The 17,344-nt window shown below is 49.4% G+C and carries 18 protein-coding genes; 7 read left to right on the top strand and 11 right to left on the bottom strand.

Annotated features, from left to right (window positions below):
- Positions 1-5: 5 nt before the first annotated feature.
- From F457_RS0109750 to F457_RS0109710, 9 genes are all read right to left on the bottom strand, one after another.
- Entirely contained in the window at positions 6-2,237 is a 2,232-nt protein-coding gene (locus F457_RS0109750; protein ID WP_018980959.1) for a chemotaxis protein CheA, read from the bottom strand.
- 15 nt (positions 2,238-2,252) lie between these two features.
- On the bottom strand, positions 2,253-2,636 hold the full coding sequence (locus tag F457_RS0109745; protein ID WP_018980958.1) for a response regulator: 384 nt from the start codon (positions 2,634-2,636) through the stop codon (positions 2,253-2,255).
- A gap of 5 nt (positions 2,637-2,641) precedes the next feature.
- A complete protein-coding gene (locus F457_RS0109740; protein WP_018980957.1) occupies positions 2,642-2,929 on the bottom strand; it encodes an STAS domain-containing protein in 288 nt (95 codons plus the stop codon).
- The gene (locus F457_RS0109735) at positions 2,929-4,455 is read right to left on the bottom strand and encodes a methyl-accepting chemotaxis protein (protein ID WP_018980956.1); all 1,527 of its coding nucleotides are present in this window, start codon (positions 4,453-4,455) and stop codon (positions 2,929-2,931) included. Before F457_RS0109735 ends, F457_RS0109740 begins: the two co-directional genes overlap by 1 nt.
- A gap of 257 nt (positions 4,456-4,712) precedes the next feature.
- Positions 4,713-5,453: a MotE family protein gene (locus F457_RS0109730; RefSeq protein WP_040921056.1), complete on the bottom strand. Its 741-nt coding sequence runs from the start codon at positions 5,451-5,453 to the stop codon at positions 4,713-4,715.
- A gap of 137 nt (positions 5,454-5,590) precedes the next feature.
- Complete coding sequence (gene flgC, locus F457_RS0109725; RefSeq protein ID WP_018980954.1) at positions 5,591-6,001, bottom strand: flagellar basal body rod protein FlgC; 411 nt, start codon at positions 5,999-6,001, stop codon at positions 5,591-5,593.
- A gap of 17 nt (positions 6,002-6,018) precedes the next feature.
- Positions 6,019-6,441, bottom strand: coding sequence for a flagellar basal body rod protein FlgB (locus F457_RS0109720; protein ID WP_018980953.1), 423 nt, complete (start codon positions 6,439-6,441; stop codon positions 6,019-6,021).
- Positions 6,442-6,487: 46 nt separating this feature from the next.
- Positions 6,488-9,070: a tetratricopeptide repeat protein gene (locus F457_RS12820; RefSeq protein WP_156809424.1), complete on the bottom strand. Its 2,583-nt coding sequence runs from the start codon at positions 9,068-9,070 to the stop codon at positions 6,488-6,490.
- A 209-nt stretch (positions 9,071-9,279) separates the two neighbouring features.
- On the bottom strand, positions 9,280-9,525 hold the full coding sequence (locus F457_RS0109710; RefSeq protein WP_018980951.1) for a hypothetical protein: 246 nt from the start codon (positions 9,523-9,525) through the stop codon (positions 9,280-9,282).
- Positions 9,526-9,771: 246 nt separating this feature from the next.
- Between F457_RS0109710 and F457_RS0109705 the strand changes: the two genes are divergently transcribed.
- The 7 genes from F457_RS0109705 to glf all read left to right on the top strand — a co-directional run bounded on the left by F457_RS0109705 (position 9,772) and on the right by glf (position 16,102).
- Complete coding sequence (locus F457_RS0109705; protein ID WP_018980950.1) at positions 9,772-10,140, top strand: flagellar hook-basal body complex protein FliE; 369 nt, start codon at positions 9,772-9,774, stop codon at positions 10,138-10,140.
- Between the two features lie 12 nt (positions 10,141-10,152).
- Entirely contained in the window at positions 10,153-10,428 is a 276-nt protein-coding gene (locus F457_RS0109700; RefSeq protein ID WP_018980949.1) for a flagellar biosynthetic protein FliQ, read from the top strand.
- 1 nt (position 10,429) lies between these two features.
- On the top strand, positions 10,430-11,269 hold the full coding sequence (locus F457_RS0109695) for a flagellar biosynthetic protein FliR (RefSeq protein WP_245539144.1): 840 nt from the start codon (positions 10,430-10,432) through the stop codon (positions 11,267-11,269).
- A gap of 19 nt (positions 11,270-11,288) precedes the next feature.
- The gene (locus F457_RS0109690; protein WP_018980947.1) at positions 11,289-12,377 is read left to right on the top strand and encodes an EscU/YscU/HrcU family type III secretion system export apparatus switch protein; all 1,089 of its coding nucleotides are present in this window, start codon (positions 11,289-11,291) and stop codon (positions 12,375-12,377) included.
- Positions 12,378-12,580: 203 nt separating this feature from the next.
- Positions 12,581-14,308 carry a flagellar hook-basal body complex protein gene (locus F457_RS0109685; RefSeq protein ID WP_018980946.1) on the top strand — a complete coding sequence of 576 codons (1,728 nt, stop codon included), beginning with the start codon at positions 12,581-12,583 and terminating at the stop codon, positions 14,306-14,308.
- A gap of 134 nt (positions 14,309-14,442) precedes the next feature.
- Positions 14,443-14,877, top strand: coding sequence for a hypothetical protein (locus tag F457_RS0109680; protein ID WP_156809423.1), 435 nt, complete (start codon positions 14,443-14,445; stop codon positions 14,875-14,877).
- 64 nt (positions 14,878-14,941) lie between these two features.
- The gene (glf, locus tag F457_RS0109675; RefSeq protein ID WP_018980944.1) at positions 14,942-16,102 is read left to right on the top strand and encodes a UDP-galactopyranose mutase; all 1,161 of its coding nucleotides are present in this window, start codon (positions 14,942-14,944) and stop codon (positions 16,100-16,102) included.
- Between the two features lie 67 nt (positions 16,103-16,169).
- Here the strand turns inward: glf and F457_RS12815 are convergent, their stop codons facing one another.
- Together F457_RS12815 and F457_RS0109665 are read right to left on the bottom strand one after the other, a co-directional pair.
- Entirely contained in the window at positions 16,170-16,556 is a 387-nt protein-coding gene (locus F457_RS12815) for a flagellar biosynthesis regulator FlaF (protein WP_018980943.1), read from the bottom strand.
- 39 nt (positions 16,557-16,595) lie between these two features.
- Positions 16,596-17,336, bottom strand: coding sequence for a flagellar hook assembly protein FlgD (locus tag F457_RS0109665; RefSeq protein ID WP_018980942.1), 741 nt, complete (start codon positions 17,334-17,336; stop codon positions 16,596-16,598).
- Positions 17,337-17,344: the final 8 nt, after the last annotated feature.

Raw genomic sequence — 17,344 nt, 5'->3', positions numbered from 1 at the left:
CACTATTATGCAGCGTTTCTGACCAGCTGCTCCATCGCTCGTGTGTCAACACGCTTTGTCGTTGCGGCAATCAACGTCGATACGTCTAAAATCAGCGAAACGCTTCCATCACCCAAAATGGTTGCTGCCGAGATCCCTTCAATCCGACGATAATTCTTCTCAATACTTTTAATCACTACCTGTGCTTGGTCACGAATGCCATCCACAACCAAAGCAGCACGCGCCCCCGCTTCATTTTCTACAATCAAAACAATGAGCTGATCCTCTTGCTCGGTACGTTTAGCCGCTGGCTTGTCACCCGGCTCAACCCACGGCAATGTCAACGCATCAGCAAGGTAGATCAGAGGAATACAACGCCCCCTCACCAAAATCACACGGGTGCCATCTGGGATAATATGAATCTCCTGCGGCGCCTTCACGGTCATCAATTCCACAACCGACGTCACAGGCACCACCATGGTCGAGCCCCGGCATTCAATCAGCATCCCATCCAGCACAGCTAAAGTCAGCGGAAGGCTTAGGCTAAAGAGCGTTCCTTGCCCTGGTGTACTTTTGATGGAAACATGCCCTCCAAGATTTTGAATAGCCTGCTTAACCACATCCATCCCGACACCACGACCTGAAAGGTCTGACACTTTCTCCGCCGTCGAAAAACCCGGTGCAAAAATCAGCTCATTCACTTCATCTTCAGTCAATTGAGCATCAGGAGCCACGATGCCTTTTTGCACCGCAATCTGAAAAACCCGCTCCCGATTAATGCCGCCGCCATCATCTTTAATATCAATGAGAATACGCCCAGAGCGATGATACGCAGATAGCCAGATCGTGCCTTGCTCAGATTTCCCCGCTTCTCGCCGTTTTTCAGGGCTTTCAACGCCATGATCCACTGCATTGCGCAGCATATGGGTAAGAGGGTCGGTCAAATTTTCGATCAAGGTACGATCGATCTCCGTCTCTTCCCCTTCCAAGACCAGCGCAATATCTTTTTTCGCCAAGTTGCTGGCCTCACGCACAACCCTATGCATGCGTTGAAACACACTACGAACAGGCTGCGCCCGCACGGCCATCACAGCATCTTGAATATCGCGCGTCAGTGAACGCATCACGGAGAGGCTTTTTAAAAGCTCCTGATTGTCTAACGCACCGCTTTTTTCCAAAACAGATTCTAAGGATGCTTGGCCGATAACCATCTCACCCACCATATCCATCAGCATCGAAATTCGATTAAGATCGACACGGATAGAGGGGCTTTGTTCAGCCTTTTTTACATGCTTTGCGGGTTTTTTCTCTTCCTTAGGCGCCACCTTTGGCGCAGGCGTTGGAGCAACCGTCTCCTTCTGAGGTTGGGCCTGCGGCGCTTCTTCCTCAGACGCAGGCTCTTCCTCCAACGGTGGAAGAGAGCCCTCTCCCCCTCCATCGGGGCCATTCCCTCCTGCCATCGTGATCGTTAGGTCGCACACATCATCAACCCAATCGAAAACTTCACGAATCTGCTCTTCAGTCACCTGCCCACCAGCCTGCGGAACCGTGACTGTCCACGATAAAAGCGCTTCTTCGGCGGGAAGCTCACTCAATGATGCAGGTAATTTTTCCTGATCGCACACGACATGGAAGCCATCCTGGTGCTCTTCTGGAACGAGCTCTTTTAGCCCAAGCAACAGATTACGCGCATCATCCCCTCGCACATAGAGGTCACTATGCGGTGTAAATTGAACGGAGAAGTCACCGCCCTCAGCATTCTCCTCTGGCTCATCGAAATCAAATCCGCCAAAATCAAACGCAACGGGCTCGAAGTTCTCCGGCACAGGAGAGCTTTCCGACGAAGCAGGCTCTTCCGGCCCATTGCCCATCTCAATAATGGACTTCAGCTTTTTAATATTGTCGTCAATACGCTCATCATCGACGGTATCACCCGTACCTTTCGCTTCAGCGACAAGGTCGCTTAAAACGTCCATCGCTGAAAAGAAGATACGAACAATCTCGTCATTCGGCGCCACCGTTTCGGAACGCAAGCAATCAAGGGCGCTTTCATACGTATGCGCAAAACGGACTAAACGCTCCAGACCAAATGACGCGGCCCCTCCTTTGATCGAATGCGCAACCCGGAAAATCGCATTAATCGTTTCCTTACTGGCATCGTCATCAGAAAGCTCACCCAGCCCGCGCTCAAGCTCGGGCAGGAGCTCGTCACATTCCTCAAAAAAGATTTTGAGGATATCGTCCATCTCGTCGCTCATATCGCCCGTTACCCCCTATGCCGTGACCCGGCGAATAGCCCAAACGAGCTTCTCCGCATTAAAGGGTTTTGTGATCCATCCTGTCGCCCCTAAAGAACGCGCCTTCGTCTTTTTCTCTTGATCTGTTTCAGTCGTCAGGCAAATGATTGGAAGATGACGGAAGCGCTCTGTCGCACGGACGGCTTCAATAAACTGGAACCCATCCATACGCGGCATATTAATATCACTAATAATGACATCGGGTGATGGATCGGCTGTTTCCAAAACTTCCAGCCCTTCAATCCCATCACCGCCTTGTAAAACATCATAACCAGCATCAACCAACGCTTTACGCAACACGCCCAGCATCGTTTTGGAATCGTCAACCGTCAGAACACGTACCGTTTTTTTCTCTGACATAAGGGTTAGACCTCCTCTGAATTAGAGCCCTCAACAAGCTGAGAACGCACACCAAAAAGGGCTAAAGCTTCAGAAGCCTTCTCAGAACATGACGTGATACGCGCATGACTGGATAAAATAAGCTGCAAGCATAACCCACCAATATACTCCACCTCCGACGCATCAAGCCTCAGCTCTGCCTCGCCGTCGCTAGATGCACCAAGCAAAAGGCTCCTCACGTCAGGGGCCATATTGGTGTCCAACCGCGCAGGAAGCTTAATCGCTTTGGAGGGGGTCTCCGTTCCCTCAGCCATTAGAAGTTATCCCATCCATCTTCATCAGAGGATTTTGTTGGGAGAAAACGACCATCTTGCTGAACGGAATCATGAGAAGAACGAGAAGAGACATGATCAAGAAATGTTCCGTTCTTTCGGAAATCACCCTGCGGCTCTGGCGCATAAGAGCGTTGAAGCTGACGTGGCTGCTCAGAGCCAATATTAAAAGTTGAAAGCGTTTGGCGAAGCTTCACTGTTTGTGTCGTCAAGTTATGACTTGCCGCGGTGGACTCTTCCACCATTGCAGCATTCTGTTGGGTCATACCATCCATAACACCAACGGAGTCCGACACCTCGCTGAGGCTACGCGCTTGGTCATCCGTTGCTGAGGAAACACGTTCCACGCGCTCTGCAAGCGCCTCTGTTCCCACCTCAACATCATGAAGCAATGCACTGGTTTTCGCCACATAATCCACACCACTTTGGACATGGGTCGTCGCCACTTCCAAAACGCTACGAATCATCTCAGCAGCTTTAGCTGACTGCTCTGCCAAAGACTGAACTTCCTTCGCGACAACAGCAAAGCCACGGCCAGCTTCCCCAGCACGCGCTGCTTCAACACTTGCATTCAGTGCCAATACATTGGTCTTAAAGGCAATATCGCTCACGGAGCGTGTAATCTGCACAATATCATCAGAGGATGTTTTAATGGAGTTCATGGCTGCCGTTGTCTGCCCCATCCCCTCCGTCGCTGTTTTAACTTTCTCTAACGTATTTTTTGTATCGCCACTGGCCTCTGAGCAATTCACAGCGGTCTCATTAAACCCAGACGTGATAGACTTAATAGACGCCGCCACCTGGCCAAGGCTTGCAGCCTGGCGTTCTGTACGCTTCGCTAAATCATCAGACGCTGTGGAAATTTCACTCGCCCCATTAGCAATCATATTGGAGCTTTCCGCCACCACAGCAAGCGCAGACCCTAAACCTGCTATGGAGTGATTGAAAGCCTCACGCAATGGCACAAACTCACCATTAAAGAGCGCGCTGTTAATGCGGACAGAAAGATCACCCTGCGCAACTTTCTGAAGTGCACCGTTCAGCTCTTTAATAACAGCTTGCGTATTCGCTTCACGTTCCTCAATAACTTTGCTGGACTGTAGAGCATGCTCTGTTGCTTCCGCATGCGCTTTCTCCGCTGCTTTTTGCTCTTCCAAACTGACAGCAAACGAAGTCAACACCTTACCAATGCGTCCAACACAATTGGTGCGGTTAAGATAAGGGGTAACGTCTGGTGTTTCGCCCTTACTGAGCCCTTCGCCCATAGCCGTAAGCTCTTCCATCGGCCGGGTCATGACCCTTGTCAAACCAACCCATACGAGGAAAATAAGCACTTCACCGAACATTAATGCCCCCATGTTTAAAATAAACATGTGAACAATAGATTCATGAAGGAAAAAGCCTGCTGCCTCAATAATGATTTGAATGGCTAAATAGACTTCAACCATCAGCATGGCTGCTCTAATTTGCACACGGAAAGGCGCATTTAAATATAACCATTTAAACATCGTAATGCTGTAATCCCTTCATCGAATATCGTCCGCAGACCACGCCCGCTGAAACGTCTAGCTGAGCTGATAGATACTAAATATAAGGATAATCAATAAATATGCTAAGGCCAAGGAATATAACGAGAAAAAGGCCCTTCAAGACAGCATCTTAGCCATTCCCAAATCACATAAAAAATATTCAATAGATATTATTTATAGAATACTAGTTTTTCTTCTTTTGCTCCTATTTAAAAACAAGAGATAAACAGTCCTATTTAATGAGGAGGCTCAGGCGCTAATTTCCGCATGCCTGCCAAATACTGCGATAAAATATTTGCTCTATCGGGAGACATGCCTCCGATAATAGCTGAAACTTTACGCGGAACCATTCGCTGTGCAACAGGCACCATCACACGCATATCTAAAATATCAAAAACAGCAGCGGCATCACGCGGTGGCATCTGTTCATAAACCCGTGCAAGACGATCCATTTCAAACTCAGCCGCTTTTCGCTTCGACTCTTCATGCGCTGAAAGCTCTGATGCACTATGGGTCAATGCTTGAATTTGCTGATCCAAATCAGCACGCTCTTTTTCTAAGGCTTTTTTTTGCTGATCCTCCTGTTTTGTCTTCGCACTGTCTTGTGCCTGATGTTCTGCCAAGTCAGTCGTCAGCTCTTTTTCCGCAGACAAAACGCGCGGATCACTCGGCGTCGTCTCTTCTCCCATCACATGGGACATATTATTTTGTTCAGCGTCGTCTTTCTCTGCAGCTTTTTTAGAAACTTCGTCATCAGAAAAGTCCTTAACCGCTTTCCAACCAAGCATCTTATTAATCTCGGCTCGCGTTTCCCGAGACACCTCAACGATATGGGCCTGCCCTTGACTCACAGATGGTGTGTTCTGTGCAATCAAAGCAGAGGTAGACGCTACCGTGGAGTGATCACTCAGCCGAGCCGCCAACGAGTGCAAATTCAACGCGAGCAAAACCGTCATCAAAACTGATGAAATGTTCATAATTTTACTCAAAGAAAAACTCGCGATGCTCACGCTTTAAACTATTCCCCAAATCGGACGCTCAAAAGTCCTTACATAAATGGCACACTCCGCCGAGCGATAGCGTTTTACTCCCCATGACACAAATAGTATGATGATCAACCCTTCATCAAATTGACCGTCCGCGTCAGCATTGAACGCGTAATCTGCATGGTATTAAGGTTCGCCTCATAAGAATGCTGGGCATCATGTGAATCCATAATTTCCATTAACGGATCCACATTGGGCATTTTAACATATCCCTTCTCGTTCGCAGCAGGATGAGAAGGATCATATTTAAGCTGAAAATCAGACTGATCACGCCCAATTTCTCGCACTTTTACCGAGGATGCACCGCTGGCATGATCAAGCTCATCGCGAAACGTGATCGTTTTACGGCGATAAGGGTCTGCCCCTGGGGAAGAACCAGTTGTCTCCGCATTCGCCAAGTTCTCAGCCGCAACCCTCAGACGGTCAGACTGCACACGCATTCCCGCAGCCGAGACACCTATCGTATCAGAAAAGTCCATCTCTCTTACTCCTGCCTCTATGACGATGAGCCTGAACCGCCACCAAGGGCCATGCTATACATCCCCATATAGCGTCCATAAACAGTCGTCGCGAAACGATGCTGATCATTCGTATCCGCAATTTTAGCAAGCTCGTCCTCAAGCACGACACGATTGCCATCAATAGAGGATACATGCCCCGTATTATGTGCGTATGTTCCACCTCCCGGCCCTGTCATATGGCCCGGTTGCGTGCGCATCAATGTGACTGCTTGAGCAGAATTGAGCACACCTTGGAACGGTGACACATCTTTAGGACTATATTTAGGCGTGTTCGCATTCGCCACATTCCCTGCCAAAACGGTCTCGCGGTTTTGCAACCACTCCATCCGCCTTTCAGCAAGGTTCAGAAGGTCAACACCACCCACAGCATGCGGGGAAAAGCCTGTTATATCTGCCATCAATTTTGCTCTGCTACGGAAGAGACGACATGGACATGACGCTTTATCATGGCGAAACGAGCAGCTTAAACATCCGCCCCGTATCACCGTCAAAAGACCGATCACCAACTTTATGAACAACCCAGCGCAATGTTTCAGCATCACCAGCACGCGAAGCATCGGATGCCAAACGCAGTGCGAGAAGCTGCTGATCCATACTAAGAGGCCCCTGATCGGGAATTAAGCTTTCCGCCATCTTGCGCACTTCTATGATGGCTGCGGCCCAATTTTCCTGACCCTCATAGATCTTAGCCTTCATATCTGAAGCTGCGGCGCTATTATCACCATTCAGAAGATAAAAAGCAACCTCTGGCTTCCCTGAAGACAAAGCAATACGCGCAACGAGACGATTTCGTTTAGCGATCTCACTTTTCGGCAAGGCTGTACTTCCCGTCGCGGCCAACGCACGCGATGCATCGGGCAGCATTCCGCGTTTTAAATACGAATCTGCTAAGGCCTCTCCAGCCATTGCCTTCTGAGTAGGGTCTTCAAACATAGGTACAGCCGACGAGAAAGCCTGCGATGCTTCATCATATAACCCAAGAGAGTTAAGCATTCTCCCATAAGACGTCAGTACATCAGCCTTTTCAGGCCCCGGTGGCAGGTCAGGAAGATGAGCGCGCACCATGGCCGCACCATGCAAGAGTGATCCCCCCGCCTTCGATGCGCCCCCCTGCTGACTTTCCTGCGCCACGCCTTTTAAAGCTTGCTGAAGCATTGGAGCCAGCTCGGGCTCCTCCCGCATGGGCGCTTTTTTGGCTTGATCCATCGCCGTCAACGCATCATTCCAGCGCTTGACCCGCATATACGCATCCGCCTGCAAAATGCGTACCCACCCATCACGACCAGACAAACGCGCGTCTGGTAGAAGAGACGAAAACTGACGCGCTGCTTCCATAGGACTCAAACGCCCTTCTCTTAACTGAAGAGCAATTCTCTCTTCCATTGCTTTTTCAGCAATCGTCGCGTCACGATCACTTTCCAGCCCCTTTAAGAGTTCCTCACCGATTTTCGATCGCCCACTACGAATATCACGGAAAGCACGCGCAAGACGGTACGGCGCTCCTTTCGGCATGTCGTCGAGAGCGCGCATATCTTCCTGCGTGCCATAGCGCGCAATATGCTCCGTCGCGAGAGGTAGCACGACATCTCGCAACGTCTCTGGGTAATTCAAAAGCCTTGGAAAGTCCGTCGCTAAATAATGCGCTGCCTCTTGGTCATGTCCACCTTTAGCCGCGTAATAAAGGCCTTTCCAAACCTGGATTGCCCGCTGCTGGCTTTCAGGCCACTCATCATCTAGAAGCTGTGCCCCCTGCGGATTACCATTAAGCAACTCTGTCGCCCCTAGGAAAAAACGCACATCAGGACGGAATGCCTCCTCAGGGTCATCCTCCAAAGCAACATTTGCAATTGAACGCGCCTCTGGGAAAGAGCCAATATTAAACGCCGCCTTAGCCGCCTCTAACCGTTTCGCAAAGCGATCTTTGGGCTCAGCATCTGCGGCATCAATCAACGCTTGGCGATAGCGCGCATTCGCTTGTTGGTAAGAAAGATGCTTCAGCCCCAACCATTTCAAATCGACATCACTAGCGTAAACAGCTTGATCCAAATCAGGCGGTTTCCCACCGCTGATGGTCATTAAGTCCCCCACCGGTGTGCGCTTAAGCTCAACTTTTGGTGGAGCGTGATCTGCAATAACAACCCCTTCAAGAGACGGCCACACATCGTACCCATTCCCTTTCCGCAATGACAAAATGCCACCGTTATCAAAGGCTGACGTCCCCACAACGAGAGTTTCTCCAGATGTCGGATCTTTCAAAGACAACACACGCCCAGGGCGCTTCATGGGGAACAAAAGCCCGGCCGGCGTTTCTTGCGGAGTAATAACCTGACGCGTGTCATATCCACCACCGGGCGGAGGTACGTCTCCTAACACCCAGCCATTACTTTGCTGCGATAAAAACAACTGGCGCGTGTCAGGCAGTGGCACAGCGATCACCGTCGTTTTAGGTAATGTTTGCACGCTAAGATTGGAGAAAATACCATCGCCACGCAGTGATGATGTATCTAGCGGCTCTTCACCATCAATAACCAGAACAAAATTCCGACCGCTTTGGTAGGCCGCAATTCCCATTTCTGTCGGGATCGGTATCAAAACGCGATTGACTGAAGCAGGATAAGAAGGAACTTTTCGGGGGGTGGTTGAATGCTCCAGAGCATCCCCCGGCTTTACCCCATTTTGTGCTGCTTCTTCTTTCGTAAAAATAGGCGATAATGCTGCTTTTGAATGACCATCTTTAGCACCAGAAGCGCTCTTAGATTCCGGATTATCGTCAGTTTTCTTTTGAGAAACACCCGCGCCAATCACATGCGCCCGCCACCCTGCTGGAACGCCCTTCAGCAACACGTCCCCACCATCGGGGGAGGTCTGGCCCTCCTGCCCTCCTGACGATGCCGCGCCACTCTGAGAGGGAGGAGCCGCGGCCGTAGCTGCGCGATGATGATGCCCTTTATGACCGTGCGTCTGGTGATGGTGTGGAGCCGTAGCATGGCTATCTCCACCCCATACAAGCCCAACCACACAGGACAAAAGAAGAACCCTTTTAAAAGAAAGGGTATCTCCATACCTACTCCACCCGCGCGCGTGGCCCATAGGGCCTGTCAAAACCTCGTGACGAGTGAGCAGCATTAAACGGTTTTCTCCAAGTCTGGTTCGGCAGCAAAGCACGCCCGTCCTCTTACAGGAGGCACCCCCTATGAGCTCAGGCACCCCCTACAATAAAGCATCGTGCAGACGGATCAGGCCAGAAGGTTAAGAATCGAGTTAGATGAAGCCCCTTTATCATCACTCTTCGCAGAAGGGGAGATCTGCCCCGTTGCATCAAAAGGTGACGTTGATTTCGCGTTCCCACCGCCTGTTGCCGAAAGCTTAAGGGAATCAGCCATACGCTCTGGCTGGACAGCCTCACGCACAGAGCGGGCTTGATGCGATGTGGCTGAGCGCATCACAGATGCGAGCTGAGAAGCAGCAGAAGCTTCTGACATGACAATCCTCTTTGCTAATGAGAGCCGAACACCGGACGTTCGATCCCTCTCGAGATACCCTATCGCTACATGTACTCCAAGAGTTTTTTAGTAATAATGTGGAAATCTACGCTTACTTGTTCTTTTGTACTATGAAAAACAGCGCTAACATGGGATAAGCCTTTCTGGACATCATGCCCTCTAGGGCTTGTCACGCTAGCTTCTCTAATACATCACACATGACATACCTTGAGAGGATTTTGGGCCATGTCGATCAGCGGAACATCTCTCGCTTCTGCTCAAAATATCGATGCCAGCACGGCTTATAGCAACGCGCAAAAACTGACCCAATCAACATCATCCAATGCTCTGGGATCGGACCAAGACAGCACCACAAATGGCGCGACTAACAATGCCGTCACGAGCTTTAGCGCTGTACTGAACAATGCTCTCCAAGGCGCTGTTGACACAGGGAAAGCAGCTGAAGTTCAAACAGCTAAGGCACTTTCTGGCAAAGGTAATATGTCTGACGTCGCAGCCTCTGTTGAAGAAGCAAAACTGACCTTACAAACCGTTACAACGTTACGAGATCGTTTTGTCAGTGCATACCAAGAAGTTATGAGAATGTCCGTTTAGGATACATTTTTCATGAACGGCACAGTCGATGTTCAAGAAATCCTTCGCCAAACTCTGATGGTCGCCGTCAAGTTGGGAGCTCCCTCCCTCTTGGCGTCTCTTTTGGCTGGGCTTATTGTGTCGCTCTTCCAAGCCATGACCCAAGTCAGCGAAGCGACTTTGTCCTTCGTTCCAAAGTTCGTCGCGACAATGGCCGTTTTAGTGCTTACGGCATCTTTTATGTATTCTACCATTCACGCCTACACCCAAATGATCTTTGATCAAATTATTCGGGTTGGAGGCTCTTGACGTGAATGGACTGGCTGGCTTCTTTGGCTCACCCAATATCGGGGACCCCAATGGGTCAATCGCCATTCTCGCTGGCACCTTTGTCATTATTTTATGCCGTGTCAGCGCAGTTATCATCGCCGCCCCCGCTCTTGGGGAAACCACCATTCCCACACGGATCCGAGCAGGGATCGCCCTCGCCGTTACCATTGCCCTTCTTCCCGTTATTCAAGACCGCCTTACCGCCGTTTCTGGTGAAGCACTCCGTATGCCGGCTATGGCGCTGCTTATCGTGGGGGAAGAACTTCTCTGCGGCTTCTTCATCGGCACGTTAGCACGTCTTATTGCTCTATCGCTCACGATTTCCGCTCAAATTATCTCTGTCTTTACAGGGATGACCAGCATCATCCAGCCTGACCCCCAATTAGGCGCGTCGAGCACAGCAATAAGCCATATGGCGAACTCTCTCATCCCGGTCATATTGATGACTACCGGGCTCTACGCCCTCCCCTTACACGCCATATCGGGTTCTTACAGTCTTTTCCCAGCTGGGCATATCACGAGCCTTCTTATGGGTGATATGACTGTCAGCGTCATACGCACGGCGTCTGAAACTATGCAAATTTCCATGCAGCTCGCCGCACCTTTTATTCTCATCGGGGCCTTATGGCCTGCAATGTTAGGGGTTCTTAACCGCCTTATGCCGTCTATTCAGGTGTATTCTACGGTTATTCCAGCCCAAATTATTGGTGGCATCCTTCTGCTGGCTATGCTTATTCAAGTCATCAGCGGGACATGGACCGAACGTGTTCAGGGGATTTTATCCAATCTCCCAGGCATCGGCTTTCCCCCTCATCCATAAAGCACAATGGTAGGAGCATATGGCTGAAGAAGGCGGTGGAGGCGGTGGCGAAAAGTCACAAGATCCGACAGATAAGCGGCTCGAAAAAGCACGCGAAGAAGGTAATGTTGCTCAATCTAAAGAGCTTCTTTTGCTGGTTTCCTTGGGCACATTTGTCTTGGTATTCTCACTCACAATCGTCAAATCTGCCTCTGTCTTTCTGACGACGATGAAAGGCATTTTCACCAATATCGGTCTTTTATCAAGCGACCCAGCTATCCTCTACACCGTCATGCAACAAGCCGCGAGAGGCGGCCTTCAACTTGCACTTCCTATTATGATTACAGGGGCTTGTGCTGTTCTTGCTTGCGGGCTGCTACAAACACGCTTTCTTTTCCGCCCGCAAGCACTCAAGCCCGACCCTAGCCGCTTGTCTCCTATAAAAGGAATCAAACGCGTTTTTGGGCTTAACAATCTGATCGAAATGCTCAAAACACTTGCAAAATTCGCTGTTTTTGGGCTTATTTTATACATCGTCGCCTGTGAAACACTCCGTATCGCTCCCCAAACTGAGCGTTGGGCTCCCCCGCACCTTATGTCGGAGCTCAAGAACTGGTTTCTCTACGCAACCCTTCTCGTTATTATCGTTCAGTGCATCATTACTGTAATGGACGAATTATGGTCACGTTACCATCGTTTTTCCAAACTAAAAATGAGCTTCCAAGACATCAAAGATGAAACGAAGCAAACGGATGGTGACCCGCAAATCAAAGCAAAAATTCGGCAAATTCGTACCAGCCGCTCCAGGCGACGCATGATGAGCTCTGTGAAAGAATCCACCGTTGTTGTTACCAACCCGACCCATTATGCTGTAGCGATTTATTACGACCAGAATGCAGGTTCTGCTCCCAAAATTGTAGCCAAAGGCGTCGATGAGCTCGCCTTCCGCATTCGCGATACAGCCCGTGGTGCAAAAGTCCCCGTTGTTTCAAATCCACCCTTGGCCCGCGCTCTCCACACACTACCCTTAGATACTGAGATCCCAGAAGAATTTTGGAAGCCAGTCGCTGCTATTATTGCCTATGTTGTTAAACTCAAAACCCCCGGCGCACGTGTTGGAGGGCGTTAGAAACAGCATGTTTATCCATTGCACTGTTGATTAATAATCTTTATCTTGAAAGAACGTATGAGAGTGGCTCACCGATAGAGAGAAGCATGAGTACGCGGTATCCTCTCTCATTATTCCGTTGCACCCGTTTTCTTGCTCGCGTAAAATAACCGAAACAGCGTGAAATTGACGCGGCACGCCTCAACAGCAGGGACTCTTATCATATGGCTGGTGTTTTTAATGCACTCACCACGGCTGTCAGTGGCATTAACGCCCAGGCAGACGCCTTCACAAACCTGAGTAACAACATCGCAAACAGCCAAACTGTTGGTTATAAAGCAAGCACAACTGCTTTCGCCGATTACGTTTCTGGCAATCTGCGACTGAATTCTGCTTCTCAGGCGGAGTCAAATACCGTCCAAGCTGTCACTGTGCAGCATGTTGATAACTCCGGAACAGCCACGAAAAGCACAAATAGCTTGGCGATGCACGTCTCTGGTGCCGGAATGTTTACGGTTTCCAAACCATCTGGGGTGAGCTCATCGGCATCAAACACCACTTCCTTCCAAGCACAGCAATATTACACACGAAACGGCGATTTTTATCAGGATAAAAAAGGCTATCTCGTGAATACGTCCGGATATTACCTCAATGGGTACATGGTGGACAATACGGGGGCTCTAAGTAACCAACTCTCGCAAGTCAATGTCGCTAATATCGGCTTTAAGCCAACGACGACGACGACATTAAAGATGAATGCGGAGATCGGAAAACTCCCCGCACAAAGCACGAATTATACTCCGCAAAGCTATACCTCTCCAACGACGACGACATATGATTCCTCGTCCAATCCTCACAAGATTGCGACACAATGGCAGGAAAGCTCAACAAACCCTCTCGTTTGGGACATGTCCGTTTATGATGCTGATGGAACAGGCACGATCGCACCAAACGACTATCAAGTCACATTTGATAATTCTGGAAACCTTGCTTCTGTCGTTGATAAATCCACAAATCAGCAAGTAGGCTCGAGTACACCGGGCTCCACAGTCAGCATCCCTATTAGCGCAAAATATGCTCAGAATGATTCACAACACATGAATTTTCTTTTGGGCACGATCGGTGGGAAGACAGGGACGACTATGGTGGCCCCTAATGCTATACCGTCCACCACAAGCCAAGCTGCCCCCCTCAGCGCATCTGGCACCACATTGACTATGGGCAAAACACTCCTCGGCACAGCCACGGGCAGTAATCAGAGTTACATGACAACCCCGATGGAGGTGAACGGCACGCAGGTCGCTGCGAAATGGACACAGAGCTCAGCGTCACCACCAACATGGACGGTGCAGGCTGTAAATCCTTATGATTCATCCTCTTCATCTTCCGTTCAGGGGGCAAGTCATACAGTCGTCTTTAATCCTGATGGCACGATGAAAACAGTCGATGGCGGTGACCCTTCAGCCGCAAAAACAGCCATTACTGCCTCCATCAAAGGTCAAAATTACACGTTAGATATGAGTGGTGGGTCGTTAACAACGAGCCCAACCCTCAATGCGGATACAAGTGCTTTGACAAATGATAGTGTGGTGAGTGGAACCTATACTGGACCAAGCATTCAAAGTGACGGCTCTATCATGGCGCAATTTGATAACGGTTACTCGCAACTTATCGGTAAGGTTTCTCTGACGAACTTTAACAACTTCAACGGACTACGTGCTGTTGATGGTCAGGCCTATCTCGCAACATCTGACTCTGGCACACCACAAACAGGTGTTGTTGGTACTAATGGTACCGGGTCACTCGCTGTTGGCTATACTGAGTCATCCACAACAGATCTGACCGGTGATTTGTCTGCACTCATCGTGGCTCAAGAAGCCTATACGGCCAATACAAAAACCGTCACAACAGCAGATCAAATGCTGCAATCAACCATCGCGATGAAGCAGTAATTCATCCATAATGTGAGGTCTTCCTTTTGGGGAACGCCTCACATGACACAAAAAGGGAGATATTTCCTTACCTGTTGGTATAATCACATAAATATCTTCCTTTTCTACCTACAGACCGAGCGAGGTAAATGTTTATGGTGTCTCCTCTTTTGTCTCCATATCGTGTAATCCGCTTGGTCTCGCTTGCTAGCCTCTGCCTGCTTCCTACAATTGGGCAAGCCCAAGTATCCTTTCATGGGGAGCGACCTTATTTCCCTCCGCCTCCACCACCCAATAGGGGGCCTATTGGGCCACCACCGCCTCCCCCTCCTCCGGCAGCACCAGGCCCTCAAGGGCCTTACTATGGTACACCATACGGGCCTAATCCGTATGGTGCAGCCCCGAACCCGGGCTATGCGCCACCACCTCCCCCTCCGCCACCTCCTCAACAACCATATTATTACGGCGATTCTTATTATAGTAATGACTATTATGGTGGAGGTGTCCCTTATGTATCCTCTCCAGGCACTGCTTATCCATCAGCGCCTCCCAGCCGCTCCTGTGTTGATAATGTTTGCACAGGGCAGTAAGTTTCCTCTTTAAAGAAAAGAGGAAATAGCTTCCTCTTCATACAATATAAAGTGTTGGGGTTTTATGAAATTTTGTATTGTCGGCGCGGGTTTTAGTGGAGCCGTCATTGCTCGGCACCTTGCAAAGCAAGGCCATACTGTCACCCTCGCTGAAGAACGCTCCCATATAGGTGGCAATTGCCATACATCGCGTGACCCCGATACACATGTGATGCTTCATCACTACGGGCCTCATATTTTCCATACAGCCCATCAACATGTATGGGAATATGTACAGAAATTCGCTACTTTTCAGCCTTATATTAACCGCGTCAAAGCCATTTCTGGTGGTCGTGTATATTCTCTGCCCATCAACCTCTTCACGATTAATCAGTTCTTTGGGAAAACATTAAGACCTGAAGAGGCCCAAGAATTTCTTAAAGAAAAATCCGACGCATCTATCAAAAACCCTCAAAACTTTGAGGAACAAGCTCTTTCCATGATTGGCCCGGAACTCTACCAAGCCTTTTTCCGCGGCTACACACTCAAACAATGGGGCGTAGACCCAACTTCATTGCCCGCATCTATTCTCAAGCGCTTACCTGTGCGTTTTAACTATGACGATAATTACTTCAATCATCCCTATCAGGGAATTCCTAAAGAGGGATATACGGCCCTTATTGAGAATATTCTTGATCATCCGAATATTCATCTCCACCTCAATACAGAATTTGAGGCTCTCACGGCTGCAGAAACTTATGATCACGTCTTTTACACAGGCCCGATTGATCGGTACTTCAAGTATTGCCATGGACGCCTTGGCTACCGCACATTAGACTTTGAGCGCTTCGATGCGGATGGAGATTATCAGGGAACGGCCGTCATGAATTACTGTGATGAAGACGTGCCCTACACGCGTATTTCAGAACATAAGCATTTCGCACCATGGGAGGCCGCTCACCTCAAGAAAACGACATGCTTCCGCGAATATAGTCGCTTAGCTACCCCAGAAGATGCACCTTACTATCCCATCCGCCTGACAACAGAAATGTCACGCTTGGAGCGCTATCTGAACCAAGCAGAAACAACAGAAGGCGTATCTTTTCTCGGACGGTTAGGGACATATCGTTATCTTGATATGGATCGCACTATCGCAGAAGCTCTTTCAGCATGCGCCGTGATTGACCAAAAACTGGCACAATCTTCTCCGATCCCATCCTTTTTTACGGACCCTCATAGCGCATAAAAAAAAGCCCGCTCTCTCAAAAAAGAAAGCGGGCTTTTATCGAACGATCACACAACACAACAACCGGTTAGGGAGTTCCGGCTCCCTCATCGGTCATCGTCTGCGTCAATCCATCTAGAACATTCTGCGCAATATCAATCAAAGGGCCAATCGGTCTTTCGGGATAGAGAAGCGCTTTAATTCCGTATTTCTGGGCTGCATCTGCCATCCGTAAAAATAGAAGCCGATCCTCATTGTCCACAACAGACAGATCAACAGCGTTTGCTTTTTGAATAAGCGACCAAAGACGCTGATTCTTGGAAATAGCTTCGTTGCGTACCAAGATATCGTCCGTATGTTCTGCCAATTTTAATTCCGTAATGAGCTTACGGAAACACATCGCATCGGCCTCTCGGTCAGACAAAGACGCACTCACCGTATTCCGATACGCCCTCATCCCATCATTCTGATACATCGTCTATGATCCCTCCTTCACAACGCTCTATACGCCTTCTTACGAAGAAATAGACTGTACATTCGACATCGGGATAACAGCACCCCCCATCTGAACACTCACGCCAGAATCACCCTTGGTAATCCCTGTGATCTTACCATTGACAGAGAATGGAACATCCGTCGTTGTCCCATTGCCATCAACCGTTTTGACCGAGACACTGTAAGGCCCGTCAGAGAGCTGCGTGCCGTCATTACTCTTACCATCCCAGCGCCATGCATTGCTGCCACCAGAGCTTTCCAATACATCACTCTTGACCACTTGCCCTGCGGCATTCGCGACTGAAATCCCGATAATCTGACCAGGTGATGTATTCCCGACAGACAGAGAAGCAGCACCGGACTGAAGAGGAAGTGTCGAGGTCTGAGCTGAAGCCGTTTGCCCCACCATTGAACGATTCTGAGTGAGCTGAGAACTCTCATTAAGAGAAATCAACGCACTCAGATTTTTATTCGTCTGCACCTGCTGTTCCACAGCGGAGAACTGAGCAAGCTGCGAAGCGAGCTGATCATTCTTCATCGGGCTCGTCGGGTCTTGGTGCTGTAGCTGCGTCGTTAACAGTTTGAGAAAATTATTCTCATTCCCTGCCATAGAGGCAAAAGCCCCCGATGCCTGATTGGATGCACCGGAAGCCGACGTCGAACCACTATTGCTTGTTGAAAGCGTTGAAGCCCCTGAGCTCGCGGCATAATCCGTCGCTTGCTTCAGCGAACTTATAGCTGATGAAACGGACACTGGCATGGATACTT

The sequence above is a fragment of the Saccharibacter floricola DSM 15669 genome (genome assembly GCF_000378165.1).
Lineage (GTDB): Bacteria > Pseudomonadota > Alphaproteobacteria > Acetobacterales > Acetobacteraceae > Saccharibacter > Saccharibacter floricola.
The sequence above is the reverse complement of the archived record's forward strand: the minus strand, read 5'-3'. Positions and strand labels throughout refer to the sequence as shown.

Excerpts from the sequence above, each read along its gene's own strand:
- F457_RS0109750 (WP_018980959.1), bottom strand. The coding sequence starts at position 2,237 with ATGAGCGACGAGATGGACGATATCCTCAAAATCTTTTTTGAGGAATGT.
- F457_RS0109745 (WP_018980958.1), bottom strand. The coding sequence starts at position 2,636 with ATGTCAGAGAAAAAAACGGTACGTGTTCTGACGGTTGACGATTCCAAA.
- F457_RS0109740 (WP_018980957.1), bottom strand. The coding sequence starts at position 2,929 with ATGGCTGAGGGAACGGAGACCCCCTCCAAAGCGATTAAGCTTCCTGCG.
- F457_RS0109735 (WP_018980956.1), bottom strand. The coding sequence starts at position 4,455 with ATGTTTAAATGGTTATATTTAAATGCGCCTTTCCGTGTGCAAATTAGA.
- F457_RS0109730 (WP_040921056.1), bottom strand. The coding sequence starts at position 5,453 with ATGAACATTTCATCAGTTTTGATGACGGTTTTGCTCGCGTTGAATTTG.
- flgC (WP_018980954.1), bottom strand. The coding sequence starts at position 6,001 with ATGGACTTTTCTGATACGATAGGTGTCTCGGCTGCGGGAATGCGTGTG.
- F457_RS0109720 (WP_018980953.1), bottom strand. The coding sequence starts at position 6,441 with ATGGCAGATATAACAGGCTTTTCCCCGCATGCTGTGGGTGGTGTTGAC.
- F457_RS0109710 (WP_018980951.1), bottom strand. The coding sequence starts at position 9,525 with ATGTCAGAAGCTTCTGCTGCTTCTCAGCTCGCATCTGTGATGCGCTCA.
- F457_RS0109705 (WP_018980950.1), top strand. The coding sequence starts at position 9,772 with ATGTCGATCAGCGGAACATCTCTCGCTTCTGCTCAAAATATCGATGCC.
- F457_RS0109700 (WP_018980949.1), top strand. The coding sequence starts at position 10,153 with ATGAACGGCACAGTCGATGTTCAAGAAATCCTTCGCCAAACTCTGATG.
- F457_RS0109690 (WP_018980947.1), top strand. The coding sequence starts at position 11,289 with ATGGCTGAAGAAGGCGGTGGAGGCGGTGGCGAAAAGTCACAAGATCCG.
- F457_RS0109685 (WP_018980946.1), top strand. The coding sequence starts at position 12,581 with ATGGCTGGTGTTTTTAATGCACTCACCACGGCTGTCAGTGGCATTAAC.
- F457_RS0109680 (WP_156809423.1), top strand. The coding sequence starts at position 14,443 with ATGGTGTCTCCTCTTTTGTCTCCATATCGTGTAATCCGCTTGGTCTCG.
- glf (WP_018980944.1), top strand. The coding sequence starts at position 14,942 with ATGAAATTTTGTATTGTCGGCGCGGGTTTTAGTGGAGCCGTCATTGCT.
- F457_RS12815 (WP_018980943.1), bottom strand. The coding sequence starts at position 16,556 with ATGTATCAGAATGATGGGATGAGGGCGTATCGGAATACGGTGAGTGCG.
- F457_RS0109665 (WP_018980942.1), bottom strand. The coding sequence starts at position 17,336 with ATGCCAGTGTCCGTTTCATCAGCTATAAGTTCGCTGAAGCAAGCGACG.